Consider the following 26,371-nt stretch of genomic DNA (forward strand, 5'->3'; position numbering starts at 1 on the left):
GATCAAGTTTACTTAATTCGATCAAAATCCTCGGTTTTCAACGTGAATAATTCAGATAACTAAAGCTATAATGCTCTTAGTTATTTTAATTAAAGCATTAGGAGATCGCATGACTGTAGATGTCACTGAAACCATTTCTCAAACTGTACATCCTGCGTTTCAGTTGGTACGTCAACAACATGTTGAAGCTTTAGACATTTTCGTGTCTGAATATAAACATAAAGTGACTGGCGCCACACATTATCACCTGGCGACCAATCACGATGAAAATGTCTTTCTGGTCGCATTTCGTACCCAGCCGATGGACTCTAAAGGCGAAGCGCATATTCTGGAACATACTGCATTATGCGGTTCAGAAAAGTTCCCGGTGCGCGATCCATTCTTTCTGATGATTCGCCGTTCACTGAACACCTTTATGAATGCCTTTACTGCGGCGGACTGGACTGCGTATCCATTTGCGACCCAAAACAGCAAGGATTTCCAGAACCTGCTCGAAGTGTATATGGATGCAGCATTTGCTGCGAACCTGAATCCATTGGATTTTGCTCAGGAAGGTATTCGTATTGAGCTGGAAAATGGTGAGCCTGTCTATAAAGGCGTGGTCTTTAATGAAATGAAAGGGGCGATGAGTTCGCCTTCAGATCAGCTTTATCACACGCTGGCGCATCATTTATTCCCAAATACGACTTATCACTATAATTCGGGCGGTGATCCTAAAGATATTCCTGATCTGACTTACCAAGAGTTAGTCGGTTTCTATAAGTCACATTACCATCCAAGTAATGCAGTCTTCATGACTTTTGGTAATAAAACCGCATTTGAACTGCAAGAACAGTTTGAAAATCTGGCATTGTCCAAATTTGAAAAAGGTCAGACGCTCTATCCAACACCTGAAACCCGCCTGAATGCACCATTGACGGTTACAGACAGCTATGCGGTTGATGCCGAAGACCTGCAGGACAAGACCTATCATGTGCTGTCTTGGTTATTGCCGGAAGCCAGTGATATTAAACTGCGTTTAGGTATGCGTTTAGTTGAAGGAATTCTGCTCGAAGATTCAGCATCACCACTGCGTCATTATCTGGAAACATGTGGTTATGCAGATGCAACAGGCCCATTCATGGGCGTGGATGATTCTAACTTTGAAATGACTTTCTACTGTGCGGTGCAGGGTTCAAATCCTGAGCATGCAGAAGAGTTTAAAAATGGTGTATTCAAGGTTCTGGAGGATGTTGCATCTAAACCGGTTGATCAGAACATGGTCGATGCGATCCTGCATCAAATTGAATTGCATCAGCGTGAAATCAATGGCGATGGTACGCCGTATGGTCTGAGCCTGATTCTGAGCGGTCTGGGCAGCGCGATTCATCATCGTGATCCGGTCGAAGTTTGGGATGTGGACTCTGCCATTGCTGCAGTTAAAGAAGAACTGCAAGATCCGATGTGGTTATCCAATCTGATCAAAGAGCATCTGCTGGATAACCCACATCGTGTCCAACTGACGCTGGTTCCGGATGCGACCAAATCTGCCAAAGAAGCAGCGGATGAAAAAGCACGTCTGGCTGAAATTGGCAAGAATCTGACTGAAGAGCAAAAAGCTGAAATTATTGCGCAGACTGAGGCATTAAATGTGCGTCAGGATACACCAGATGACTTGAACTTGTTGCCGAAAGTCGGTCTGGAAGATGTGCCTGCGGAATTACAGATCGTGCAAGGTCAGTTACGGGAGATTATCTGTAACCACGTCGATACGCCATTGAATCTGTATCATGCCGGTACTAATGGTATTTATTATCAACAGGTTCTGGTTAATATTCCGGATGAAGTGGTGCAGTCGCCTTACTTTAACCTGCTTTCAATCCTGATGGGTGAAGTCGGTGCAGGTGAGTATGATTATCTTGAGTTCCAGCAACTGCAAACAGCGGTAAGCGGTGGTCTGGGCATGGGCGCGTCTTTGCGTTCGAAAGTGGATGACAAAAACAAGATTACTGCTTGGCTAACCCTGACCACTAAATCTTTGGTGAATCATCTCGATGCGATCCGTCTGTTGAAGATTGGTTTTGAACAGCTCCGTTTTGATGAAAAAGACCGTATTATCGAGCTGCTACAACAGCGTAAAACGCGCTGGCAGTCACGTATTTCCGGTTCTGGACATAGTTATGCGATGCAGACCGCTTCACGTCAGCATAGTGCATTGGCTTTGCGTGATTATCATAATACCGGTCTGGGTGCATTGAACTGGCTGATCGAACTGGTGTCTAAGATCGAAAAAGATCCGGCTGAATATGATCTGCTGATTGATGAATTAAAACGGATTCATCGGGTCTTGTTGCAAGCACCAAAGCAATTCCTGCTAGTGTGTGAAGAACCACAATCTGAGCATCTAATCGAAGAAATCCAGAATGTCTGGGACAAACTTGCGGTTGATCCAGCACCGGTTGCACTGACTCAAGTCGAAAAACTGACCCATGATCAGCACGAAGCTTGGTTGATTCAAGCCAATGTCCAGTTCTGTGCGGCTGCTTATCCGGCAGTTGAAGTCTCACACCCTGATGCTGCTGCATTGATGGTACTGGCGGGTTATTTACGTAATGGTTTCCTGCACAGCGCCATTCGTGAAAAAGGTGGTGCCTATGGTGGTGGTGCGAGCTATGACGGCAATGCCTGTTCGTTCCGTTTCTACAGCTATCGTGACCCACGTCTAGCAGAAACTTTCCAGGATTTTGATGCCAGTATCCAGTGGTTACTCAATGCACCACAACAGCCACACCAGTTGGAAGAAGCCATTCTGGGTCTGATTGCCAGCATGGATAAACCGGGTTCACCAGCAGGTGAAGCCATTACTGCATGTTATGCCTATCTGCATCAACGCACACCAGCGTTCCGTAAAAAGCTTCGGGAACGTTTGTTGCATGTCACGCTGGATGACCTGAAGCGTGTTGCACAGACTTATCTGGTCGAGCAGCAGGCAACCAAGGCTGTGGTCGCACCGGTAGCAAAGCGTGAAATGCTTGAGCAGCTTGGTTTTGTGATTCAACAAGTTCTATAAATAAAAAAATGAGGATAAGGAATGGCGCTTAATTCAATTAAGCGCTCAACTCTACAGCTGAGCGTTTTGCTTGGCTGTACTGTTGGGACGCAAGTGAATGCGGAAGAAACAGTAGTTAACAGCCCCATGCCGGCAACGGCCGAAGCCTGTGCCGCACTAGAAAGTAGTGCAGAGCGTCTGGCTTGCTATGATGCTTTATTTAAAATTCCGGTAACCGATAAGCCTGAAATCGTTTCTGAGCGTCGTGCTGCGGTAGAACTTGCACCTGAACCCGATAATTTGAAAGAAAAAATTGGGAAAACTGTCTCCAATATTTATGTCTCTGAAGGATCAAAGCTGACGCCGAATCTGTCTTTGCTGGATAGTCGCTGGGAACTCTCTCCGGAAAGTAAACTTGGTACCTGGAACATTCGTTCCTATCAACCGGTGTATTTGATGCCAGGTTTCTGGACATCGAAAAAAAATGAATTCCCTCAAAGTGAAAACCCGAACAATACAGAGACAGAGAAACAAAATCTCACTTCAACTGAAGCGAAGTTTCAATTGTCTTTAAAGACCAAGGCAGTTGAAAATATCTTGGGAAATAATGGTGATCTCTGGCTCGGTTATACCCAGTCTTCGCGTTGGCAGGTGTATAACTCGGAAGAATCACGTCCATTTCGTGAAACCAATTATGAACCAGAAGCCAGTTTTGTTTTGCGTACCAATTATGACCTGTTAGGTCTGAACTGGCGCATGTTAGGCCTGACTTTCAACCATCAGTCCAATGGCCGCTCTGATCCGCTATCGCGCAGTTGGAACCGGGTGATGCTGAATTTTGGTTTTGAAAAAGACAATTTTGCCCTGATGGTTCGTCCTTGGTATCGCTTTGAAGAGAAACGGGAAGACGATAACAATCCCGAGATCAAAAACTATATCGGACGCGGAGACATGACTGCATTTTATCGATATAACGAGCATGATTTTTCATTAATGCTGCGTCATACTTTAAAAGGTGGAGATGATAACCGTGGTGCAGTACAGTTTGACTGGTCATTCCCGATTAGTGGACGTTTGCGAGGTCAATTCCAGCTTTTTGACGGCTATGGCGAAAGTCTGATTGATTATAATCACCGTGCCACTTATGTGGGATTAGGGATTTCCCTGATGAACTGGTTCTAAGATCCCAAGGTTTAATCATCCTGGGATTAAACAAAAACCATGCTGCGGCATGGTTTTTTTATAACTAAACTTAGCCAATCTGGATTTCTGAAGGAGGATGTTTTATACGGCTCTTTTTCGGAGTTGCAATGAAATAAGCAAGTGTCAGTGGCCCTAGTCGACCTGCAAACATCAATAACATCAGAATGATTAAACTGGCTGGTTGTAACTCTTCAGTCACACCCCGAGACAAGCCGACGGTACATGCCGCCGAAACAGCCTCAAACAGCAGGTCCAGAAAATCAAGATCAGGTTCCAGAATTAATAGGCTCATAAAGCCCATTATAATGAGGGCGGCAGTAATGCACACTACAGCCAAGGCTTTAAATGTGGTTTTCTCCGGAATAGAGTGATTAAACACCCGGATTTCATCTTCGCGTCTTAAAAAACTGATGACACTTATTACCACAATAATAAACGTTCCGACCTTGATGCCGCCTGCAGTACTTAAGGAGCCGCCCCCGATAAACATGAGCAGCATGGTAACGAGACTGGATGCATCGCTCACTTGTTCCATTGGCAAGCTATTAAAACCCGAAGAGCGGGGAACCGTGGCATGGAACCAGGCATTTACGGCCTGATCGCCTAAACTCATCAGGCCCAAAGTTTGCGGATTAGAGGCCTCTAATAGCCAGAGTAAGATAAACGCACTTAAGTTAAGACCCAGAATAGTAGAGAGGATCAGCTTGCTGTTAGTACTTAACTTGCGCCAGCGCTTGTTTTTTTTAACATCCATCAACACCAAAAAGCCAATACCCCCAATGATATACAACATGCTGATAGTAAAAGTAATTAAATACTGGCCGGAAAAACTCATCAAGCTGTTGGGAAAGAGTGAAAACCCACCATTATTAAAAGCTGAAACGCTATAAAAGGCTGCATAAAATAATGCATCACTGAACTGATATTCTTTGAGCCACGCTAAAGTCAGAATCAACGTACCGATTGCTTCAAAAAATAGTGAATATAAAAATACGGCTTTAATGGTAAAACTGACTTTTTTCAGACTGGTTTGTCCGATGGATTCTTGTGCCATGACTTGCTGCTTCAGTCCCATTTTTGGAGCCAGACTCATCACTGCTAGAATGGCGAAAGTCATAAAACCCAAACCACCGCATTGCAACAAAAACATAATGACGATCTGCCCAAATACCGTATAGGCTTCACCGACATTCACCACCGATAGTCCGGTGATGGTGACTGCTGAAGTTGCGGTAAAAATAGCTTCCAGCCAGCTGATTTCTCCCTGATGTGCAATGGGCAGCATCAATAGCAGCGAACCGATCAGAATTAATCCGAGAAATCCTAAAGCCAGTAAGCTTGGAGGACTGAGATTAATCGTCCTGTGTTGCTTTAAGTTAGAACTTTTCATAGATGTCTAAAGTATTTAGAAAGGTGGCGCAAAGGCTCTAATAATCCTTCAACCACAAGAATATCGCCTTTCTGAAGAATCTGATCGGCATCTACGCGATATTGCAGGGTAGACCCGCGCTTATGTAATAAAGTAGTAATTTCAGGCCCATGCTTCATCAATTGATTCAATGGCATACCATGCTGTTCAGCATGAATTTCAATTTTGACAATATAGTGATCATCCTCAAGCGCCATATAGCGACTGACCATCGGATAGCTTAATGACTGGGCCACCCGAACTCCCATATCTTCTTCAGGGTGAATGATTTTTTCAACATTAAGATGGGTCAGAATCATGTGATGGGATTTTGATTTCGCTTTCGCCCATATTTTCTTGACACCCATATTTTTTAAGTGCAATACACACAGGATACTGGCTTCAATATCCTCTCCAATTGCCACCACAGCAGCATCACAGCGCTGAATATTCAGCTCGTCGAGTACATGTTCATCGGTTGCATCGGCAATCACGGCATGGGTTAGCTGATCAGAAATGTTTTCTACATATTTTTTATTCAGATCGATCCCGATCACTTCATGATTCAGGCTGATGAGCTGTGTGGCCACTGTGGCACCGAAACTGCCAAGCCCGATGACTGCAAATAATGCCATTTGCTATCCTTAATTATTCTAAACAAAGTGTTTTGAGTTATGTTAGCGTTAATCTAATCCAAGATGTTTGAAGTTTTACATAATTGATATAAAACGTTTATTTCAAAAGGAAAAGAGCTAAATGGTTGAGAGTTGTGTGCTTGATTAGGGAGCTATTGCAACGATTGCTGCCGCAATTTTAACGGTTATCGTGGCTTACTGTATTTCAAAGCAATGGAAAACATAAAAGAGAGTTGAAACAGTTTCAAATATTGCAAAGGAAGTTTATCTGGATATTAGAAAATTTGATAAATATTTTGTCTAATATATTGCTTCGCATGTTGATAATTTAAATGAAGGACCTAATGAGGGGTGAGGGGAATGTATATTATGGTATTGAAAAAGAATTGAAGCCGATTATTTATGATTTATATGTAGGTATAATTTCTAATTTAGAGATCATTCTTGAAGTAGAAAAAGATAAAGATCTTGAGCAGTTAAAGGGAAGATTAATTAAAACTTACGAAGAACTTGATTAGCTTCAAAATGACATTTTACATTTAGCTATATTTAGTAAAGATAAAATTTTAGACGATGATCGCAGGAGACATCACAGTATTGATATTAAAGTTGCACACGAAGTTTTAATTAAAACTCTAAATAGTTTAAAAAAATCATTAATAAAAATTATTGTATATGTATAAAAAACCGCCTCAAAAGGCGGTTTTTTATTTGGAAGGATTACTTCAAGAAACGTTGATAACCCAGGTTATTGGTAATTTCCTGATAAGGATAGGTAATGGTCTCGAGAGTTTCGATCAAGCCGTCTGGATTCTGCTGTGCATCGGTTGCTTCAAGACCCACCAGAACACGTCCTTCAGCAGCACCGTGATTACGGTAGTGGAACAGGGTGATGTTATGGGTTGGACCAAGACGTTCAAGGAAAGTCAATAATGCGCCTGGACGTTCCGGGAATTCCACACGGAACAGGCGTTCATTTTCAATATCGGCATGGCCACCGATCAAGTAACGGATATGCAGTTTCGCGACTTCATCATCAGAGAGATCGTCAACGTCATACTGGAACTTTAAGGCTTCATAAATTTCCTGACGTTCTTTCTCGCCATTTTTCAGACTGATGCCGACAAATACCTGCGCAGCAGAAGCATCGCTGGCACGGTAGTTAAATTCAGTAATATTACGACCTTGCAAGGCACGGCAGAAACTCAGGAATGAACCTTTCTGTTCCGGAATGGTCACGGCAAAGATTGCTTCTTTACGCTCGCCCAGTTCGGTACGTTCCGCGATATAACGTAAACGGTCGAAGTTCATGTTGGCGCCGCAGACAATCGACACCATGTTTTTCCCTTCGATGCCATGTTCAGCCACGTATTTTTTTATGCCGGCCAGTGCCATTGCACCTGATGGCTCTACGATGCTACGGCACTCGTCATAGGTATCTTTAATGGCAGCACAGATTTCATCAGTATTCACCAGCACCACCTCGGGTTCCACGATTGGGCCAGAATTGTCCGATTTTTGTAGACGGATTACATCAAATGGTTTTTCACCAATTTGGGCTACCGCTGTCCCATCAGCAAATAATCCAACAGATGGAAGAATCACACGCTCATTGGCTTCAAATGCAGCTTTTAAACAGGCAGACTCATCATATTCCACCGGAATAACTTTGACGTGTGGTGCGACATCACCTAAGTAAGCTGCGACACCTGCGATCAGGCCGCCACCGCCCACTGCAACAAACACGTAGTCCACATCACGCCATTGACGCAGAATTTCATTGGCAATCGTACCTTGACCCGCAATCACGAGTTCATCGTCATAGGGCGGAATAAAGGTCATGCCATCTTCTTGGGCACGTTGAATCGCATATTTATTGGCAACATCAAATGAATCGCCATGTAAAACTACTTCGCCACCGAGACGTTTAACTGCCTGTACTTTGATATCAGGTGTGGTTTTGGGCATCACAATAATTGCGCGTATGCCTAGCTTTTTCCCTGAAAGTGCCACGCCTTGTGCATGGTTGCCTGCTGAAGCAGTGATAACGCCACGTTCCATTTGCGACTTCGGTAATTGACTAATACGGTTGTAAGCACCGCGTAGCTTGAATGAAAAAACCGGTTGTAAATCTTCACGTTTAAAGCGGATGTTATTATTGAGTCGTTCGCTAATTCGTGGCGCTGCTTCGAGTGGGGTTTCGATTGCAACATCATAGACCGTTGCTTGTAAAATTTGTCGAACCAAACGAGACAGCATGTTAATTTTCCATCTAACAGTTTAAAATAGGGACTTATTGTAACAAACCAGACAGCTTTGCGGTTCGAAAATACTGCAAAAGTCCAAAATAGTTGAGTGAAGCCATGAGTCTATATGCAACCCAAGATGAGAAGAAGCAAGCTGCAGCCAAAGCGGCTTTAAAACACTTGCCAAAAGGGGGTATTTTAGGCGTAGGTACAGGTAGCACTGTGAACTTTTTAATTGAGCTTTTACCTGAGCTGCAATTGGAAGCTGCGGTAGCCAGTTCGGAAGCGACAGCACAGCGCCTGAAAAAGCTCGGCATTGAAGTTGTTGATATGAACAGCGTGGGTGGTCTAGATGCCTATGTCGATGGTGCGGACGAAATTGACCGTCATATGCATATGATCAAAGGTGGTGGCGCAGCACTGACTCGCGAAAAAATTGTTGCCTCTATCGCGAAAAAATTCGTGTGTATCGTAGATGATTCAAAATGGGTAGGGCAATTAGGCCGTGAATTCCCGCTTCCGGTAGAAGTGATTCCGATGGCACGTTCTGCAGTAGCACGTAAACTGGTCGCTTTAGGTGGAGATCCTGCGTACCGTGAAGGTGTGGTAACTGACAACGGTAACGTGATTTTAGATGTTTATAACCTGAATATCCTGAATGCACTTGAGCTTGAAAAAACCATCAATGATATTCCAGGGGTAGTGTGTAACGGGATCTTTGCGATCAACAAAGCAGATATCGCAATTGTCGCGACGGATAACGGAATTGAAGAGCGTACAGCGGTTTAAGATTTGATGACCTTCTTTCATGCCTTATGTTTTCTTCTTCTAGGATAAAATGTAAAAGAGGTGGTAGAAAATGAAAGAAGTGAGTTTATCGTAAATAAATCTACCCAAACTCTGAGTAAAAGTTAAAGTTCTGCTTTAACATTTATGCAAGAAAGGCTCGTTATTACATATTTTAATAAAGGCTTTTCTCCCTCCTTTAACCAAGGAGGGTTGGGGAGGATTAAAAAATGATTAAATATAAAAAATGACCTTATCCGACTTACCCGAAATTCAAATCACCCGAAATGTCCGTTCAACACGGCTACGTTTACGTGTCGATGCGACCCAGATTCGCCTTACAGCCCCATTTTTTTGCAGCAAAAAACAGATACGGCATTTTATTGAGCAATCTGAAAGCTGGCTGATTAAAACCTGGCAATCCCAGCAAGAAAAAATCGAAAATATTGACCGGACGCTACCGAGTGAGCTGCGGTTATTCAATCTTAAAGAACCTGTACAAATTTCTTATCAAAACCAGAAGAACAACTTCATTTTTGATCATAAAAATTTACAGCTTTGGATTAGTGACCGACATCCTGAAGAATATTTAAAGGCTTTTGTGATTGCCTATGCAAAAGAACAGCTCCCTTCATATTTAAAGCTTGTCTCGCAGCAATGTGATTTGCCATTCATTAATTGCAACATTCGGCAGCCCAAAACCCGATGGGGTAGCTGCTCTGCCAGATATGATATTATGTTGAATAGCGCGCTGGTATTGTTTCCTGAAAATATCACGCGTTATGTCGCTATACATGAACTGGCGCATACTAAACATTTTGATCATAGCCCACGCTTCTGGACAGAAGTGGCGAAGCATGATCCAGAATTTAAAATTCATCGTCAATTGTTAAAAACTACACCTTTACCGTATTGGTGGCATCAAATCTAATCTAATCTAATTCTAATTTTTCGATATTTATTTGAGATAAAAATATGATGGATGTTTGAACAATTTCTGCATCCCTTATGAGAATAGATTATTTTTAAATCATGTATCACTTTTCTAGAATGCCCTCAATTTAAACAGATCGCACTGGGTTTTTCACTGCGGTTATTGGATGGGGAAACCGCGATGGTTTATTCTAGATTTTTATGTGTTTTCTCTTTAATTTTTAGCGTATTTTTAAGCGCTTGTAACAAACCTGATAATACACAATCTTCACCAGAAGCAGATGATGCGGTTTATAAAGCCGAGAATGTACGTATCGGCTATCAACGTTCATCTACTTTGATGACTTTACTTAAAGAGTCGGGTGAACTTGAGAAAAAATTGGCTGAAAAAAATGTCAAAGTCAGCTGGCACGAATTTACCAGTGGTCAACCGCTGTTAGAAGCGCTTAATGTAGGAAGTGTAGATGTGACTGCAGATGTGGCAGATACGGTTCCTGTATTCGCACAGGCGGCTCAAGCAAAACTCACTTATTATGTAAAAGAAACAGCATCTCCAAATGCACAAGCAATTTTAATTCCGAAAAACTCAAAAATTCAAACTATTGCAGATTTAAAAGGCAAGAAAATTGCGGTGACCAAAGCTGCTGGTAGCCATTATTTGCTCATTGCAGCCTTAAACCAAGCAGGTTTAAGTTTCAAAGACATTACGCCAGCGTGGTTAAGTCCGGCAGATGGCCGTGCAGCATTTGAACATGGCGGTGTAGATGCATGGGTGACATGGGAGCCGTATGTTTCAAGTGGTACAGTACTTCAGAATGCAAAAGTTTTGGCATCAGGTGAAGGTCTTGCAAATTATATTCGTTACTATTTGACTGCTCAGAAATTTGCACAGGAAAATCCGGCGATTCTCAATACCATCATTCAAACACTTGAAGAAAAAGCAGCTTGGGTGAAGGCAAACCCTAATGATGCAGCAAAAATTTTGGCGCCATTATGGGGTAACTTGCCTACAGACGTTGTACTCCAAGCCAATGCTAATCGTAGCTATAACGTGCAAAACGTTATTGCGGAAGATATGGCGGAACAGCAACAGATTTCCGATGCATTCTTTAATGAAAAGCTAATTCCACACAGCATCGATGCAAAAGCATCCGATATTTTTAAAGCGAAATAAACTTTTAGAAGTCTCAATTCATATTGAGACTTTTTATGTTTAATAAAATAGCCTAAGCAAATCTGAGTCATTTATGTCAAATATTCCAGCATTAAACGCTGTTCAAATCCGAGAAATTTTACTGGCGGGTAAAGAAATCGCTATTGTCGATTTACGTGAGGAGCACATTTATGCTCAAGCACATCCTTTGTTTGCCACCAATATTTCCCTATCACGTTTAGAAATAGAAATCTTAAATCGTGTTCCACGTTTAGAAACGAAAGTCGTTCTTTATGATGATCGTGATGGTCGGGTTGAACGCGCAGCAGAAAAATTAGCACAGTATGGTTACACCCAGGTTTATGTCCTGGCAGGTGGAGTCAAAGCCTGGCAGCAGGAGGGTGGTGAGTTATTTATTGATGTGAACTCTGCGAGTAAAGCATTTGGTGAATGGGTAGAGCACTTTAAACATACGCCGTCTCTAAGTGCAGAAGATGTACAGGCTAAAATCGATGCGAATGATAATATTATTATCCTAGATGCACGTCGTTTCGATGAATATCAGACTATGAGTATCCCAACCGGGAGAAGCGTACCGGGTGCTGAACTGGTTTTACGTGCACCAGCCTTGGTCAAAAATGAAAATACCACGATTCTTGTAAATTGCGCTGGACGAACCCGGAGTATTATTGGCACCCAGTCTTTAATCAATGCCAAAATCCCACATCCTGTTTATGCATTGCGGAATGGGACTATTGGCTGGACGTTAGCAGGCCAGAACTTAGAGCACGGTCAGCAACGCTCGTATAAAGATCAAATTGCTCCAATATCAGAGCAACAGGTTTTTAGTGCTAAAGAACTGGCAGAAAAAGCCCATGTCAAAACCATTACCCTAGAACAACTACAGGAATTTAAAACAGAGACGACGCGTACGACGTATATTTTTGATGTACGTGATGAAGAGGAATATATACAGGGACATTTACCTGAATCACGATGGGTTGCGGGTGGTCAACTGGTACAGGAAACCGATCATACTGCTGCAGTACGGGGTGCACGAATTGTCTTAATTGATCACCTTTTGGTGAGAGCATATATGACGGCATCTTGGTTGGGGCAGATGAACTGGGAGGTGTATGTACTAGAGACCGATTTTAATCAGGTCCTCACAGAACAGGGCGTTTGGAAATCGAAACTGCCAAATGTGCATTTAGCCCAGACTATTTCGGCTAAAGACTTAAATCACTTCGCGAAAGAGGATATTGCTATTTGGGATGTCTCCACCTTTGCAAACTATAAGCAAGGCCATTTACCCGGTGCACAATGGTTATTAAAAGCTGACGCGATTCAAAAGATTCAGGAGCCCGAATTTCAATCCAAAAAAGTAATTGTGCTGACCTGTAGCACGGCAATTTTGGCGCAATATGCTGCTGAGGAAATTGCACCGTATTTAGCTCAAGAACAGAAAATATGGGTACTCGATGGCGGCAACACGGGCTGGCAACAAGCAGGCTTTGAATTAACCTCTGATGATATCCGAGCCTTATCCCCACAAATTGACCGTTATAAGCGGCCGTATGAAGGAACTGACAACGCTTTGGAAGCGATGCAGGCATATTTGGATTGGGAATACGGTTTGGTCGATCAATTAACGAAAGATGCAACCCATGGTTTTTTTGTTGTCTAATGTATCAAGTCAAATAAAACCGCACATGCGGTTTTATTTTTTAATTAAAATAGCCTAAGCATTTTAGTACAGTTTATTGTTAGCCTTTTAAATTTTAGGTTAAACTCCAAAGATAACAAAAACAATATCAGATTCTAATATGAACCGCTTACTGACAAGTATTTTAATTTTTATGCTATCAATTCCCGCACTTTTCTTTTATGTACTTTTTCTCATGAGTATTTTTAATCCAAGTCTGCCCATTGTGTATCCATGGCCATACAGGTTATTCATGTTGGCGGGGATGGTAGCCTGGGGTGTACTTTTTTATATGAGTATTTTATGGGTGAAGCATCTGCCTATCTCTCAATGGATTTCAGCACTGGGGACTTTACTAGCGATTATAGGCTTAATTCCATTTATTATTCGATTAGACGCTATCGTATTGTTGGCATTGCCGGCATTTTTATTTACGATTTATCTATGCTATTGCAGCTGGTCAACAGCAAAAGCAGACTAACCACTAATAAATACTAATTTTAATGCAAATTTTATATGGACCTTTTGAAAGCCTATAAAAAACCAGCAAACCCCAGCAAAATGGTTTAGAAAAGCATAACTTCCTGTCATACTAGCCTTATAAAAGGCAACATTTATTTGAGGTAATCATCGTGATTTCAGTGGGTATTGTGGGTGGTACAGGTTATACAGGCGTTGAACTTTTGCGTCTTTTACTGCGACATCCAGATGTAAATGTAACAGCACTGACATCACGTACTGAAGCAGGCCGTCGTGTAGATGACATGTTTCCAAGTTTGCGTGGACATACTGATCTGCAATTTTCTGATCTCAGTCTTGAGCTATTAAAATCATGCGATGTGGTTTTCTTTGCAACTCCGCATGGTGTCGCCATGAAACATGCCGAAGAGCTGGTTGCTGCAAATACCAAAGTGATTGACTTGGCAGCAGATTTCCGTTTACAAAATCTTGGACAGTTTGAAAAATGGTATGGCATGCAACATGCATGTCCAGAACTGTTAAAAGATTCTGTATACGGTTTATCTGAGCTAAATCGTGAAGAAATTAAAAAGGCCAGTGTCATCGGAAATCCGGGGTGTTATCCAACCACAGTTCAGTTGGGTCTGGCACCTGTCTTGAAATCAGCTGAAGCATTGGTGAAACCTGAAAGCATTATTATCGACGCCAAATCGGGTGTATCAGGTGCAGGTCGTAAAGCTAGTCTGGGCATGATTTATTCTGAAAATGCCGATAACTTTAAAGCCTATGGTGTAGCGGGTCATCGCCATCATCCTGAAATTGTCGAAGCACTGGAAAATATTTCAGGTCAGAAAGATGTGTTTGATCACATTTTATTTGTACCACATTTGGTGCCAATGATCCGTGGTATGTTGTCGACCATCTATATCGATTTAACTGAAGCAGGTCAACAAGCTGATCTTCAATCACTGTATGAAGCATTCTATGCCAACGAACAGTTTGTCGATGTAATGCCAGCAGGCAGTTCTCCTGAAACTCGTTCAGTGCGTGGAGCGAATCAGTTGCGTATTGCCCTGTATAAGCCGCAACCCGCTAAACTGGTCATTCTGGTTGCACAAGACAATCTGGTCAAGGGTGCAGCAGGCCAGGCCGTGCAGAACATGAACCTGATGTTTGGTTTTGCCGAAGATGCTGGCTTAAATAATATTGGTTTATTACCATAAAAAACGTATTAGAACTTCACACACATTTAGATTTGCATTTAAATGTGTGTCTTGTATAAAGCAAACAGAGATCAAAATGCCGAATAATGAGTTAAACATGACGATCGCTCAGGAACCCGATACAAAGAAATCATGGATGAAAGGCAACACACCATTAGTAACCGGTGCTGCTGTTCTGATTCTTGGGAGTGGTCTACTGGGCTATACCGTCGGGCATCGGCAAGGTTTGACTGCGGTTGGTTTTGATGCAGATGCGGAACAACTGGTTGAAGTGGTACAAAAACAGAAAGCCAGTCTGGAAACATTGAACAAAAACTTGAATACTGCGGTTCAGGAACGTGATCTGGCGGTCAGCAATGCTAATGATCTATATTTGGCCATGACCAAGGCACGTGATGAACAGACTCAGGCTGAAAGCGTGGGAACCATTTATCGCGAGGTTTTGCGTCAGCGTGGTGGTTTGGCATTGGCAGTTCAAAATCTGTCAATCAAACCTTTACCCGAAAATGCCTTTGAATATCAGATTGATCTGGTGCAGGTGAGTCCAAGTAAAAGCCGTGCTTCAGGTAGCGTAGAATTGCGCCTGATTAAAGGCACTGAAATTCTGGTCGTGCCATTAGAGGATAAAAACTTCAATTTTGAAAATTATGAGCGACTCACAGGCCGCTGGACCATGCCTAAAGGCTTTAAGCCTGAATTTATTGAAGTGCGTCTTACTGGTGCCAAACCTGTAATTCGTCGTTTTAGTTGGGAACAGGGCAAAGCAGTCGAAAATCAGGCTGCCTCCTTGTCAGAAATTCCGAAAACCGAAGCAAATGCAAATTAAGTGTGAAATATAAATCTTATGCCAAGCAATAAACGTCAAATGTGTTTAAGTGATATTAAAAACTCTTTTAATGAGTCTGGAATTGTTGATTGGCATATCAGCCCCCGTTTAGCAAATGAACCTTCTGAAGAAGGTGATTCTGACTTGGCTGTACAGACTGCGCCGCCAGAATTGAAACGCCCTCCATTGTATGCTGTCGTTTTATTAAATGATGACTACACCCCGATGGAGTTTGTAATTGAAATTTTACAACAATACTTTGCAATGAATCTTGACCAAGCTACACAAGTAATGCTAACTGTACATTATGAAGGAAAGGGTGTAGCTGGGGTCTATCCTCGAGACATTGCGGAGACCAAAGCGAACCAAGTCAATAATTATGCTCGATCACAAGGTCATCCGTTACTTTGCCAAATAGAGCCTAAAGATTAAGGGGGTTACATGCTCAGTCGTCAATTAGAAGTATCACTACGTTTGGCTGTCAGCATGGCTCGTCAAAAGAGACATGAGTTCCTGACCGTAGAACATTTATTGTTGGCCTTGCTCGACAATGATTCCGCCGTAAATGCCCTGAAAGCATGTGGCGCGGATATTATCGTGCTGCGTAAGGAATTAGAAGAGTACGTAGAACAACATACCCCTAAACTTGGTGAAAATAGTGACCAGGCACCACACCCGACAGAAAGCTTTGACCGGATCTTGCAACGCGCGATTTTTCACGTGCAGTCAAGCGGCGGTGATCGTACTGTAGAAGGTGCCGATATTCTGGTAGCCATGTATTCTGAGCGTGATTCATTTGCGGTCTATCTGCTGAAACGCCATCAGATTAACCGATTGACGCTGACCCAGTACTTGTCTCATGGTACGCGTAAAGAAGACGTGCAATCTGAAGAAGAGATTGAGGACCTAGATGGCGAATCCACATCTTCAGCGAGTTCAGGTCCACTTGAGCTTTATACGACTAACCTGAATGTGGAAGCACAAAAAGGCAAGACTGATCCACTGATTGGTCGTGAAAAAGAAATTGAGCGTGCCGCGCAAATCCTTTGCCGCCGTCGTAAAAATAACCCGCTGCTTGTCGGTGATCCGGGAGTTGGTAAAACCTCGATTGCTGAAGGTCTGGCCTGGTTGATTGTTAATGGTAAAGCGCCAAAACCCTTGGAAAATGCTGAAATCTTCAGCCTGGATATTGGTGCTTTGGTAGCAGGAACCAAATACCGTGGTGATTTTGAAAAACGCTTGAAACAGCTTTTAAATGCGTTGAAAAAGAAACCAGAAGCAGTGCTGTTTATTGATGAAATTCACATGATTATTGGTGCAGGTTCGAGCATGGGCAGCACTATGGACGCATCGAATCTGATCAAACCGGCGCTGGCAAATGGTTCTTTACGTTGCATTGGCTCAACCACTTTCCAGGAATACCGCCAGGTCTTTGAGAAAGATCATGCTTTATCACGCCGTTTCCAGAAAATTGATGTGAATGAACCCTCTATTTCAGAAACCATTGATATCCTACGTGGTCTGAAATCGAAATTTGAAGATTTCCATCATGTGGAGTATGACGATCAAGCTCTGGTATCTGCAGTAGAGCTATCTGCAAAATTTATCAATGACCGCTTCCTGCCAGATAAAGCGATTGATGTGATTGATGAAGCCGGTGCACAGCGCCGTCTTAAAGCGGAGCAAGATGACAGTTTAATTACGGTAGAAAATATCGAAGACATCGTTTCTAAAATTGCGCGTATTCCACCAAAAACGGTCTCTAAAGATGACAAGAGTGTGCTGGAAAATCTTGAGCGAGATCTGAAACGTGTGGTGTTTGGACAGGATGAAGCTATTGAGGCCTTGGCATCTGCAATTAAGTTGTCACGTGCCGGTTTGAAGTCTCCAGATAAGCCTGTAGGTAGTTTTGTCTTTGCGGGTCCTACAGGTGTTGGTAAAACCGAAGTGACCAAGCAGCTCGCGAAACAGATGGGTGTGGAACTGGTTCGTTTTGATATGTCGGAATACATGGAACGCCATGCAGTGTCCCGTCTGATCGGCGCACCTCCCGGCTATGTCGGTTTTGATCAGGGTGGCTTGCTCACCGATGCGATTCACAAAAATCCGCACTGTGTATTACTTCTTGATGAAATCGAAAAAGCACATCCAGATGTATTTAACCTGTTATTGCAGATCATGGACCATGGTTCATTGACCGATAATAACGGGCGTAAATCTGACTTCCGTAACGTGGTCTTGGTACTGACCACCAATATTGGTGCTGAGAGTATTTCTCGTGCCAGCATCGGTTTCATGGAACAAGACAATAGTAACGATAATCAGGAAGCGATGAAGAAAGCCTTCTCGCCGGAATTCCGTAACCGTCTCGACGGCGTGATTCAGTTCAAGGCATTACCAAGCAGCATTATTGAAAATGTTGTAGATAAATTCCTGACAGAACTCCAGGCACAACTGGATGATAAAAAAGTCATGCTCGAAGTGGATCAGAGCGCACGTGAATGGATGGCTGAACATGGCTATGACCGTTTGATGGGTGCACGTCCAATGCAGCGTCTGATTCAGGAACACCTGAAAAAACCGTTGGCTGAAATGATCCTGTTTGGTGAGCTGGCTGAAAATGGTGGTAATGTTGCGGTGTCTGTTAAGAAAGAAAATGGTAAGGCAGTCGGCTTAAAACTTGAAGTTTTTGAAGACCAGACAGCTGAACCGGCCTAATTGACGAAAAAGATTAAACCCGTGCTTGCACGGGTTTTTTCATGCATTCATATTTTAAAGCATTAAACTCATTCATCTAGTTCAAAAGATAAATTATGGATATTCAAATTACCAAGTTGTTCACGACATTTTTCCTGTTTTTGGTCACAGCATTGATGGAAATTTTAGGCTGTTATTTTCCTTATCTAATTTTAAATCAGGGAAAAAGCCATTGGTTGTGGATTCCGACAGCTCTGGCTTTAGCGATCTTTGTCTGGCTATTAACCTTACATCCGGCTGCTTCGGGAAGGATCTATGCAGCATATGGTGGTATTTATATTTTTTCTGCCCTGATGTGGTTGCGCTTCATTGATCAAGTGACGCTGTCACGTTGGGATCTGCTTGGCGGTATGGTGGTCATACTGGGCGCATTAATTATTATTTTGCAACCACAAGGCTTAGTACGTTAATCGGGGTACACCTCGATAAAAAAGTTCATCAAAAAAGGCAGCCAAAGCTACCTTTTTTGTTTTCTAAATTCTGTAATCGAATCACCCGAAATTTCTTATATATTTAGACTATTTCAATTTGCAATCTTTCTGGGAAATAGCAGTCTTATAAGTTTGCGTTTGCGAGTTCAATGTAAGTTCAACCTTGTAAGGGTTCTCAATCTGATAACGATGTTCAAAGAAAATTTCACAATTATTGAGCAGATTATTACGAATTACTTTCATCACCTCTTTGCGCCCGAGGTCTTTTTCAAACTGGCTGAAGTCGGGTGTGGTAATCATTCCTTTTAGCGTGGTTTTATTAGCGCTTAGCTGCAATTGTTCAATCACTGTATTCTGGTCAATTTGCAGAGGCAAGGTTCTGGAATCTTCTGCGCTCAGTACTGTCAGCAATTCATTCAGTTCAGCTTTTTTCTTAATTTTAAAGCTACTGTCGAGAATCCCTTTTTTATGAAGATATTGATCAAATTCGGAAGCATTTACATTTGTTGTGAGTAGACCGAGACCAAGTCCTAAAACGCTGAGTAGCTTAATATTATATTTCATATGAATCACAGAAATTACGTTAACTTTATGAGAAAAATAGAAACATGCCATGAATAGAAACAACACACAACTTTAATTTCATAGCGAATACTTAAGCGCTAAGTTTTAGTAACAATATTTGCCTATGAGTATTAGAATTTTCATATTTCAGCTTCAAAAAACTCATCAAAAATTACACTTATTATTTTGTCTGACTATTCAGCAAAGCTTATATTTATAAAAAATCTACAAAAAAAAGTAATAGCTCTAGCTTGGGTTTCTGGAGAAGGGGAAACAGTTAGTAGGAAGATATATGCCTAATACCTATAAATTTTGAACCTGAATAATTAAAATAAGGATGTCGTATTTTGAACCAAACTTATACTAGACAAGAAAAAATTAGTCGAATTAAAGGTGTTGTTGGAGCAGCTTCTGGTAACCTGGTCGAATGGTTTGATTTCTACATTTATGCTGTATTTGCAGTGTATTTTACCCATGCATTAACCGCTCCTGGAATGGAAAGTTCTGCCCAGGCGATTTACGTTTGGGGAGTATTTGCAGCCAGCTTTTTCATGCGTCCCATTGGTAGTTGGCTATTTGGGCGTATTGCGGATAAATATGGCCGCAAGAAGTCGATGGTTATTTCAATCTGTTTGATGGCATTGAGCTCTTTCCTGTTTGCGGCTTTACCTACCTATGAACAAGTCGGAATGATAGCTCCTTTTCTGTTGCTACTTGTACGTCTGCTACAGGGCTTGTCTGTAGGGGGGGAATATGGTGCAGTCGCAACTTATATGAGTGAACTCGGCCTCAAGGGTCAACGTGGATTCTTTTCTTCTTTTCAATATGTAACCTTAACTGGTGGTCAACTCTTGGCAAGCTTGTTGGGCGTCATTTTCTTGAATATGATGACGGAACAGCAGTTACAAGATGGAGGTTGGCGTATTCCTTTTGTTATAGGTGGCGTGGCTGCACTTGCTTCTTTACTGGCACGTAGCCGGCTTGAAGAAACTTTATCGCATGAAGATAGTGAAAAGCAGGAATCCGGCACACTTAAAGAGCTATTTAAAAATTACTGGAAAACCTTTTTGCTGGTCGTTGGTTTGACTTCAGCAGGTTCTTTGAGTTTCTATGTGATCACGGTTTACTCAAAAACTTATCTGACCAATATTGGGATTGATGCCAAAACCGTAGGACTGATTATGACAGCGTCTATCTTTATTCTCATGATAGCACAACCCTTTTTTGGCATGCTGTCCGACCGTATTGGACGAAGAAACTCAATGCTACTGTTTAGCAGTCTGATGGCTATTGCGATTTATCCCGTCATGGTGCTCGGTATGCGTGCCTTCAGCAGCTCTCCCATGATTGTAGCGCTTCTGCTGATCTTTCTAATGATGATACTTAGTTTCTATACCTCTATTAGCGGTATTGTAAAAGCAGAATTGTTTCCGCCTCATGTGCGTGCGCTTGGGGTAGGCTTTTCCTATGCTGTTGGGAACGCGGTCTTTGGTGGCTCCGCACCCTCTGTTGCACTACAGTTTAAGGCAGCAGGAATAGAAAACAGTTTCTTTGTCTATGTGATCGTGATTCTGATTATATGTTTCTTCTGCAGCTGGCAACTTCCTAAAGAAGCTCAATATCTAAAAGATGATCTTTAGGAAGTGGAAAATCAAAAAAGCACCTCAGGAGGTGCTTTTTCATAGTTTATAAATTATCAGTCTTTTTTCAGGTTTTCATTGAGCAGAAACTCAACCAGCGCTTTTTGTGCATGCAGACGATTTTCAGCTTCATCCCAAACCACAGCATTTTTATGGTCAAGCAGATTTTCTGAAATTTCTTCACCACGATGCGCTGGCAGACAGTGCATGAACAGACAGTCTGGATGCGCAAGATCCATCAAGCGTTCATTGACTTGGTAGTCTGCAAATGCTTTTTCACGGATTTTCTGTTCTTCTTCCTGACCCATGCTGGCCCAAACGTCAGTCACGATCAGATCGGCATTCACGGCTGCATCTTCAGCAGTATCTACCAGCTCGACACAATGCGCGAATTCAGACAGGAACTGTTGCTGCGGTTCATAACCTTTCGGTGCAGCCACTTTCAGCTTAAAGCCCCACATGTGTGCTGCTTCAATATAAGAATTACACATGTTATTGCCGTCACCAATCCAGGCAACAGTTTTACCTTGGATTGAACCCCGATGTTCCAGGTAAGTCTGCATGTCGGCAAGCAGCTGGCAAGGATGGTGATCATCAGTTAGTGCATTGATTACTGGAACCTTAGAATAGGATGCAAAACGTTCAACGATATCATGCCCAAAAGTACGGATCATCACGATATCCAGCATACTTGAAATCACGCGTGCAGAATCTTCAATCGGTTCACCACGGCCTAACTGGGTATCGCGTGAAGAAAGGAAAATTGCGCTACCGCCAAACTGGCTCATGCCAGCTTCAAACGAAACACGCGTACGGGTACTGGATTTTTCAAAAATCATGCCCATCACTTTACCAACAAAAGGTTGGAACACTTCATTGTTATGCTGTTTGCGCTTAAGCTCAATTGCGCGCTGCAAAATCTGGTTAAGTTCTAAAGTTGATAAATCGCGTAAGGTGAGAAAGTGACGGAGAGCCATTCGTTACTCCACAATAATTGCCGAAAAACTCGATCAACAATCAGTTGTTGGTTAGTTTAAGAAAAAATACGGAATCGGCTAATATACTATAAGCAATCAAAAATGCAAAAAAACTAGACTTTTTGATGACCGTCTAAAAAGCGATCTACACAATAACTGATGTATTTGTCGATTTCCTGATCATCTTCCTGTACCGGAATTCCCATCAGGATACGCCATTCCAGATTGCGTAAAATACCAAAATACAGCTGTGCTGAATATTGAGGATTTTCGCAATGCAATAAACCTTGTACATCTGCCTGTTCTAAAGCCGTTGCAATGGTACTTTGTACATGCACCGGGCCATGCTCATGAATATGCTGGGCGAGCTCAGGATTACGCTGACTCTGTTCCAGGACCAGACGCATAAAAGCAGAATTCTCTGGTTGCATGATCTGATGATAAAAATTGAGCAAGGTGTGTACCAAATAACTACGAAAATCCAGTGCCATCAGTTCGATTGGAATACTGATATCCTCAAAAAACTTGATACGGCGGTAATCACAGATGGCTTTAAACAAACCTTCTTTATTACCAAAGTATTTATAAATAGATGCTTTGGAACCACCGGCATGCTGCACGATATCATCCAGAGAGACAGCATCATAACCCCGTTCCAGAAACAGCTCGGTTGCACTGTTTAGTAAAGCAATACAACGCTCATGACCGCGTTTGGTTTGCGGCAGGTCTTTGGCGAGCGGTTCTAGGGAGAGGTCTTGCATAGGAGATATATATCAACATGTCAATAAGGATTGAACTGCCATCATAACAAAAATATGCGCATATTTCATAATCGCACCAGAGAGGTGCAGTATTTAAAAAATTAGTGAGAACAAAACTTGAAAATTTGACTAAAGTTTTAGAGTATTTGTTCTATCGGGTTATGGAATGAGCAAACCAAATGGGTATACTCGAATTTCAATAATTATAGCCAAGACTGTGGAAAAGGAAGATGACAGAACAAATCTCTGCAGGTTCAAGATTTAGACAAGCACTTGAAGTCGAGAAACCATTGCAAATTATGGGCACGGTAAATGCCTATGCTGCCATGATGGCCAAACAGGTCGGTTATAAAGCCATTTATTTATCAGGTGCCGGAGTCGCAAATTATTCTTATGGTTTGCCTGATCTGGGTATGACCAGCCTGGATAATGTTCTTGAAGATGTACGCCGCATTACCGAGCGTGTCGATACCCCTTTATTGGTCGATATTGATACCGGATGGGGCGGTGCATTAAATATTGCCCGCACGATCAAGCAGATGATTGCAGCAGGAGCCGCTGCAGTTCATATTGAAGACCAGGTTGCACAGAAACGTTGTGGTCACCGTCCAAATAAAGAAATCGTATCGCAACAGGAAATGGTCGATCGTATCAAAGCGGCTGTAGATGCGAAAACCGATTCAAACTTTGTGGTAATGGCGCGTACCGATGCGCTGCAAAAAGAAGGCCTGCAAGCCGTGATTGATCGTGCTTGTGCCTGTGTTGAAGCCGGTGCTGATGCAATATTTGCCGAAGCAATGACCGATATTACCATGTACCGTACAGTATGTGATGCAGTCGGTGTGCCCGTCCTGGCGAATATTACCGAATTTGGTGATACACCGTATTACACAGTTGATGAACTGGCGGAGCAGGGTATTGGCATGGTGCTGTATCCATTGTCAGCGACGCGTGCAATGCAAAAAGCCGCACTTGAGGTGATGCGGTCGGTACGTGAACACGGCACTCAGGTAAATGTTCTGGATCTCATGCAACAACGAAAAGAACTCTACGAATTTTTAGATTATCACAGCTTCGAAGACACATTAGATAAACTGTTTAAACAGGAGAATTAAAAAAATGGCTGAAGGAAAAGTACTCACCGGCGCAGGATTGCGCGGACAAGTGGCAGGTAAAACCTCACTTTCAACAGTAGGCAAAAGTGGCGCAGGCCTGACCTATCGCGGCTATGACGTGCAGGATCTGGCGGAACATTGCCAGTTTGAAGAAGTCGCTTATCTGATTTTCTTTGGCGAATTGCCGACAGCAGAGCAATTGGCCGCCTATAAAGCTAAACTGAAATCATTACGCACTTTACCCCAGGCGTTAAAAGAAGTGCTTGAGCGTATTCCTGCCGATTCACACCCAATGGATGTGATGCGTACTGGTGTTTCCATGCTGGGAAATCTTGAAACTGAGCAGTCTTTTGAGCAGCAACAGGATATCGCAGACCGTATTTTGGCAACTTTGCCGGCAATCATTTGTTACTGGTATCGTTATAGCCATGACGGCGTGCGTATTGAAGAAAATACTGACGATGCTTCAATTGGTGCACAGTTCCTGCATCTTCTGCATGGTGAAAAACCAAATGAGCTACATGAACAGGTAATGAATGTTTCCTTGATTCTGTATGCAGAGCATGAATTCAATGCTTCGACTTTTACCGCTCGTGTGTGTGCATCAACGCTGTCCGATATGCATTCCTGTATTACCGGCGCAATTGGTTCCTTGCGTGGCCCTTTACATGGCGGTGCCAATGAAGCTGCAATGGACATGATCGAAAACTGGACGTCGCCTGAAGAAGCTGAACGTGAAATGCTGGGTATGCTGGAACGTAAAGAAAAAATCATGGGCTTCGGGCATGCGATCTATAAGGACAATGATCCGCGTAATGGCATCATCAAAGTCTGGTCTGAACGTTTAGCCAAAGATGTCGGTGACACGGTACTGTATCCAGTCTCAGTGCGCTGCGAAGAAGTGATGTGGCGTGAGAAGAAATTATTCTGTAATGCGGATTTCTTCCATGCATCTGCTTATCACTTCATGGGTATTCCAACCAAGCTGTTTACCCCAATCTTTGTTATGTCACGTGTGACAGGCTGGTCAGCGCATGTGATGGAACAACGTGCAGACAACCGTATTATCCGTCCAAGCGCAGACTATACCGGGCCAGAGTTGCGTAAAGTAGTGCCAATCGCTGAACGTTCTACCGCAGCTTAATCTGTTTCTGTGGTAAAAATAAAAAATAAGGTCTCAATTGAGACCTTATTTTTTTTATCGGTTTCGTTATCGGCTTAACAGTGCCGGATCTTCAATGCTATAACCTGTTTCAAAAGGAATGCCTAAGTATTTTACTGTTACCAGAGTTTTATTCTGTCGCGGAACTTTATAGGCTTGGCTAATTTTCAAGCCTTGCTGATAACTGACTGCTTGCTGAACCGGGCTTTTTTGTGCGCCAGATTTCACTTGATATTGATAGGTCCATTTTGGCACTTTTTCATTCGGATCATGCCAGGCAGGCGCGCTACCTTTTGTTGTCTTTAACACCGTAAGCTGTGGTTTTGATTTTTGAATCGGACTCAAGGGGACTAAACGTTTTTTGATTTTAGCGATGTCCTGATCAAACTTGCGGCTATCCTGATCATAATCGATGCGCTTGGTTTTAGGATTGATATATAAGGAATTGACCTGAATCAGCTGATTCGGTGTTTTAGATTTAAAATTATAATAATACAGTTGAGGCAAGCGTCCACGACCATCAAGGTAATGACGAAGGATATAAAGTTTTTGTTCTTTGACTTCATAGCCTAAAACTTCAATATTTTGTGGGCCGCCTACTGTAGCGAAAGCCAGACCGGGCAAGCTAAGAGGGAGCAGAAGCAGTGCGGTTTTAATATTCATGGTCATTCCACTCTCAAAAAAAAATAGATTGGCAACTAATCATGCCAATCTATCCTAAAATACGGTAGAAATAATGAAGCTTATTTAGGCTACACAGTAACTTTGAAAGCTTAGCGGTTATTCAGCAGATTGATCATGTCATGTGCAACCGCTGCCGACAGTTTGTTGAGGCGTTCAAGTGGTGAGCCTTTGAGATAATACTGAAACTGATGGATTTGCGTGCCATCATTAATGGCCACAAAAAATGTTCCTTCCGGTTTCTCTGGTGTCGCGCTACCACCTGGTTTAAGCAATCCGGTACAGGCGATAATCCAGTCAGCATTACGAAACATTTTTTTACCTGCTTCCGCCAGCGCAACAGTTACCGGCATAGATTCGGCAGTATGACTATTAATCAAGGTTTTAGAGATACCCAATACTGAAGTCTTGACACTTACATCGTAGCAGATCAAACCACCAAGCAGAATTTCGGCACCTTCACCTTTACAGATGGAGAACTGGCTGCTGAGATATCCAGAACTTGCGCTTTCGATAAAGGCAATTTTTATATTTTTCTCTTCGAGTAAGCTGCAACAGGTTTTTATCATAGTCTCTCTATTTCTTTGTGGGAGTAGTGATTGTCGATCAATCTAGACAGATTTTTCCATCCATTAACTTCAAGTATATTTATATTTTTATGAAAATTAAAACTATTTT

The 26,371-nt window shown here is 42.5% G+C and carries 24 protein-coding genes; 16 read left to right on the forward strand and 8 right to left on the reverse strand.

Features of this window, described 5'->3' with window-relative positions; genetic code table 11:
* Positions 1-109: 109 nt before the first annotated feature.
* Together AY607_RS06140 and AY607_RS06145 are read left to right on the forward strand one after the other, a co-directional pair.
* Positions 110-3,049, forward strand: coding sequence for an insulinase family protein (locus AY607_RS06140; protein WP_064102069.1), 2,940 nt, complete (start codon positions 110-112; stop codon positions 3,047-3,049).
* A gap of 21 nt (positions 3,050-3,070) precedes the next feature.
* On the forward strand, positions 3,071-4,210 hold the full coding sequence (locus AY607_RS06145) for a phospholipase A (protein ID WP_064096090.1): 1,140 nt from the start codon (positions 3,071-3,073) through the stop codon (positions 4,208-4,210).
* A 70-nt stretch (positions 4,211-4,280) separates the two neighbouring features.
* Here the strand turns inward: AY607_RS06145 and AY607_RS06150 are convergent, their stop codons facing one another.
* Complete coding sequence (locus tag AY607_RS06150; protein WP_064102070.1) at positions 4,281-5,621, reverse strand: TrkH family potassium uptake protein; 1,341 nt, start codon at positions 5,619-5,621, stop codon at positions 4,281-4,283.
* On the reverse strand, positions 5,618-6,274 hold the full coding sequence (locus AY607_RS06155; RefSeq protein WP_064102071.1) for a potassium channel family protein: 657 nt from the start codon (positions 6,272-6,274) through the stop codon (positions 5,618-5,620). The genes AY607_RS06150 and AY607_RS06155 overlap by 4 nt, the downstream gene beginning before the upstream one ends.
* Positions 6,275-6,606: 332 nt before the next feature.
* Between AY607_RS06155 and AY607_RS06160 the strand changes: the two genes are divergently transcribed.
* Positions 6,607-6,792 carry a hypothetical protein gene (locus AY607_RS06160; protein WP_064096093.1) on the forward strand — a complete coding sequence of 62 codons (186 nt, stop codon included), beginning with the start codon at positions 6,607-6,609 and terminating at the stop codon, positions 6,790-6,792.
* Positions 6,793-6,994: 202 nt separating this feature from the next.
* Here AY607_RS06160 and ilvA read toward each other — a convergent pair whose 3' ends face one another.
* Complete coding sequence (gene ilvA, locus AY607_RS06165; protein ID WP_064096094.1) at positions 6,995-8,533, reverse strand: threonine ammonia-lyase, biosynthetic; 1,539 nt, start codon at positions 8,531-8,533, stop codon at positions 6,995-6,997.
* Positions 8,534-8,637: 104 nt separating this feature from the next.
* Between ilvA and rpiA the strand changes: the two genes are divergently transcribed.
* The 10 genes from rpiA to AY607_RS06215 all read left to right on the forward strand — a co-directional run bounded on the left by rpiA (position 8,638) and on the right by AY607_RS06215 (position 18,772).
* Entirely contained in the window at positions 8,638-9,309 is a 672-nt protein-coding gene (gene rpiA, locus AY607_RS06170; protein ID WP_064096095.1) for a ribose-5-phosphate isomerase RpiA, read from the forward strand.
* A 244-nt stretch (positions 9,310-9,553) separates the two neighbouring features.
* Positions 9,554-10,237, forward strand: coding sequence for a M48 family metallopeptidase (locus AY607_RS06175; protein WP_064096096.1), 684 nt, complete (start codon positions 9,554-9,556; stop codon positions 10,235-10,237).
* Between the two features lie 183 nt (positions 10,238-10,420).
* Entirely contained in the window at positions 10,421-11,413 is a 993-nt protein-coding gene (locus AY607_RS06180) for an aliphatic sulfonate ABC transporter substrate-binding protein (protein ID WP_064096097.1), read from the forward strand.
* Positions 11,414-11,486: 73 nt separating this feature from the next.
* Complete coding sequence (locus AY607_RS06185) at positions 11,487-13,079, forward strand: rhodanese-like domain-containing protein (protein WP_064096098.1); 1,593 nt, start codon at positions 11,487-11,489, stop codon at positions 13,077-13,079.
* Positions 13,080-13,218: 139 nt separating this feature from the next.
* Positions 13,219-13,578 carry a hypothetical protein gene (locus AY607_RS06190; RefSeq protein ID WP_171254941.1) on the forward strand — a complete coding sequence of 120 codons (360 nt, stop codon included), beginning with the start codon at positions 13,219-13,221 and terminating at the stop codon, positions 13,576-13,578.
* A 145-nt stretch (positions 13,579-13,723) separates the two neighbouring features.
* Positions 13,724-14,779, forward strand: coding sequence for an N-acetyl-gamma-glutamyl-phosphate reductase (gene argC / locus AY607_RS06195; RefSeq protein WP_171254951.1), 1,056 nt, complete (start codon positions 13,724-13,726; stop codon positions 14,777-14,779).
* 76 nt (positions 14,780-14,855) lie between these two features.
* Positions 14,856-15,605, forward strand: a complete 750-nt coding sequence (locus tag AY607_RS06200; RefSeq protein ID WP_064096100.1) for a DUF6776 family protein — start codon at positions 14,856-14,858, stop codon at positions 15,603-15,605.
* 18 nt (positions 15,606-15,623) lie between these two features.
* Positions 15,624-16,037: an ATP-dependent Clp protease adapter ClpS gene (gene clpS / locus AY607_RS06205; RefSeq protein WP_064102072.1), complete on the forward strand. Its 414-nt coding sequence runs from the start codon at positions 15,624-15,626 to the stop codon at positions 16,035-16,037.
* Positions 16,038-16,046: 9 nt separating this feature from the next.
* Positions 16,047-18,323, forward strand: coding sequence for an ATP-dependent Clp protease ATP-binding subunit ClpA (clpA, locus tag AY607_RS06210; protein ID WP_064096102.1), 2,277 nt, complete (start codon positions 16,047-16,049; stop codon positions 18,321-18,323).
* 95 nt (positions 18,324-18,418) lie between these two features.
* The gene (locus AY607_RS06215) at positions 18,419-18,772 is read left to right on the forward strand and encodes a YnfA family protein (RefSeq protein ID WP_064102073.1); all 354 of its coding nucleotides are present in this window, start codon (positions 18,419-18,421) and stop codon (positions 18,770-18,772) included.
* A 108-nt stretch (positions 18,773-18,880) separates the two neighbouring features.
* Here AY607_RS06215 and AY607_RS06220 read toward each other — a convergent pair whose 3' ends face one another.
* On the reverse strand, positions 18,881-19,357 hold the full coding sequence (locus AY607_RS06220) for a hypothetical protein (RefSeq protein ID WP_064102169.1): 477 nt from the start codon (positions 19,355-19,357) through the stop codon (positions 18,881-18,883).
* A 347-nt stretch (positions 19,358-19,704) separates the two neighbouring features.
* Here AY607_RS06220 and AY607_RS06225 point away from each other — a divergent pair, with 347 nt between their 5' ends.
* On the forward strand, positions 19,705-20,997 hold the full coding sequence (locus tag AY607_RS06225) for an MFS transporter (RefSeq protein ID WP_064102074.1): 1,293 nt from the start codon (positions 19,705-19,707) through the stop codon (positions 20,995-20,997).
* Between the two features lie 56 nt (positions 20,998-21,053).
* On the opposite strand, the gene argF is transcribed toward AY607_RS06225, so the two are convergent.
* Both argF and AY607_RS06235 read right to left on the reverse strand, forming a co-directional pair.
* Positions 21,054-21,974: an ornithine carbamoyltransferase gene (gene argF / locus AY607_RS06230; RefSeq protein ID WP_064096104.1), complete on the reverse strand. Its 921-nt coding sequence runs from the start codon at positions 21,972-21,974 to the stop codon at positions 21,054-21,056.
* 113 nt (positions 21,975-22,087) lie between these two features.
* A complete protein-coding gene (locus AY607_RS06235) occupies positions 22,088-22,735 on the reverse strand; it encodes a TetR/AcrR family transcriptional regulator (RefSeq protein WP_064096105.1) in 648 nt (215 codons plus the stop codon).
* Positions 22,736-22,965: 230 nt separating this feature from the next.
* Here AY607_RS06235 and prpB point away from each other — a divergent pair, with 230 nt between their 5' ends.
* Positions 22,966-23,850 (forward strand): methylisocitrate lyase, encoded by an 885-nt coding sequence (gene prpB / locus AY607_RS06240; RefSeq protein WP_064102075.1) that lies wholly within the window; start codon positions 22,966-22,968, stop codon positions 23,848-23,850.
* 4 nt (positions 23,851-23,854) lie between these two features.
* Entirely contained in the window at positions 23,855-24,994 is a 1,140-nt protein-coding gene (gene prpC / locus AY607_RS06245) for a 2-methylcitrate synthase (RefSeq protein WP_005246530.1), read from the forward strand.
* A gap of 66 nt (positions 24,995-25,060) precedes the next feature.
* Here prpC and AY607_RS06250 read toward each other — a convergent pair whose 3' ends face one another.
* The gene (locus tag AY607_RS06250) at positions 25,061-25,681 is read right to left on the reverse strand and encodes an aminotransferase (RefSeq protein WP_081408800.1); all 621 of its coding nucleotides are present in this window, start codon (positions 25,679-25,681) and stop codon (positions 25,061-25,063) included.
* Positions 25,682-25,785: 104 nt separating this feature from the next.
* Complete coding sequence (locus AY607_RS06255; protein ID WP_064096108.1) at positions 25,786-26,262, reverse strand: CinA family protein; 477 nt, start codon at positions 26,260-26,262, stop codon at positions 25,786-25,788.
* Positions 26,263-26,371: the final 109 nt, after the last annotated feature.

The sequence above is a fragment of the Acinetobacter sp. SFA genome (assembly GCF_001647535.1).
In the GTDB taxonomy this organism is placed as follows: Bacteria; Pseudomonadota; Gammaproteobacteria; order Pseudomonadales; family Moraxellaceae; genus Acinetobacter; species Acinetobacter pecorum.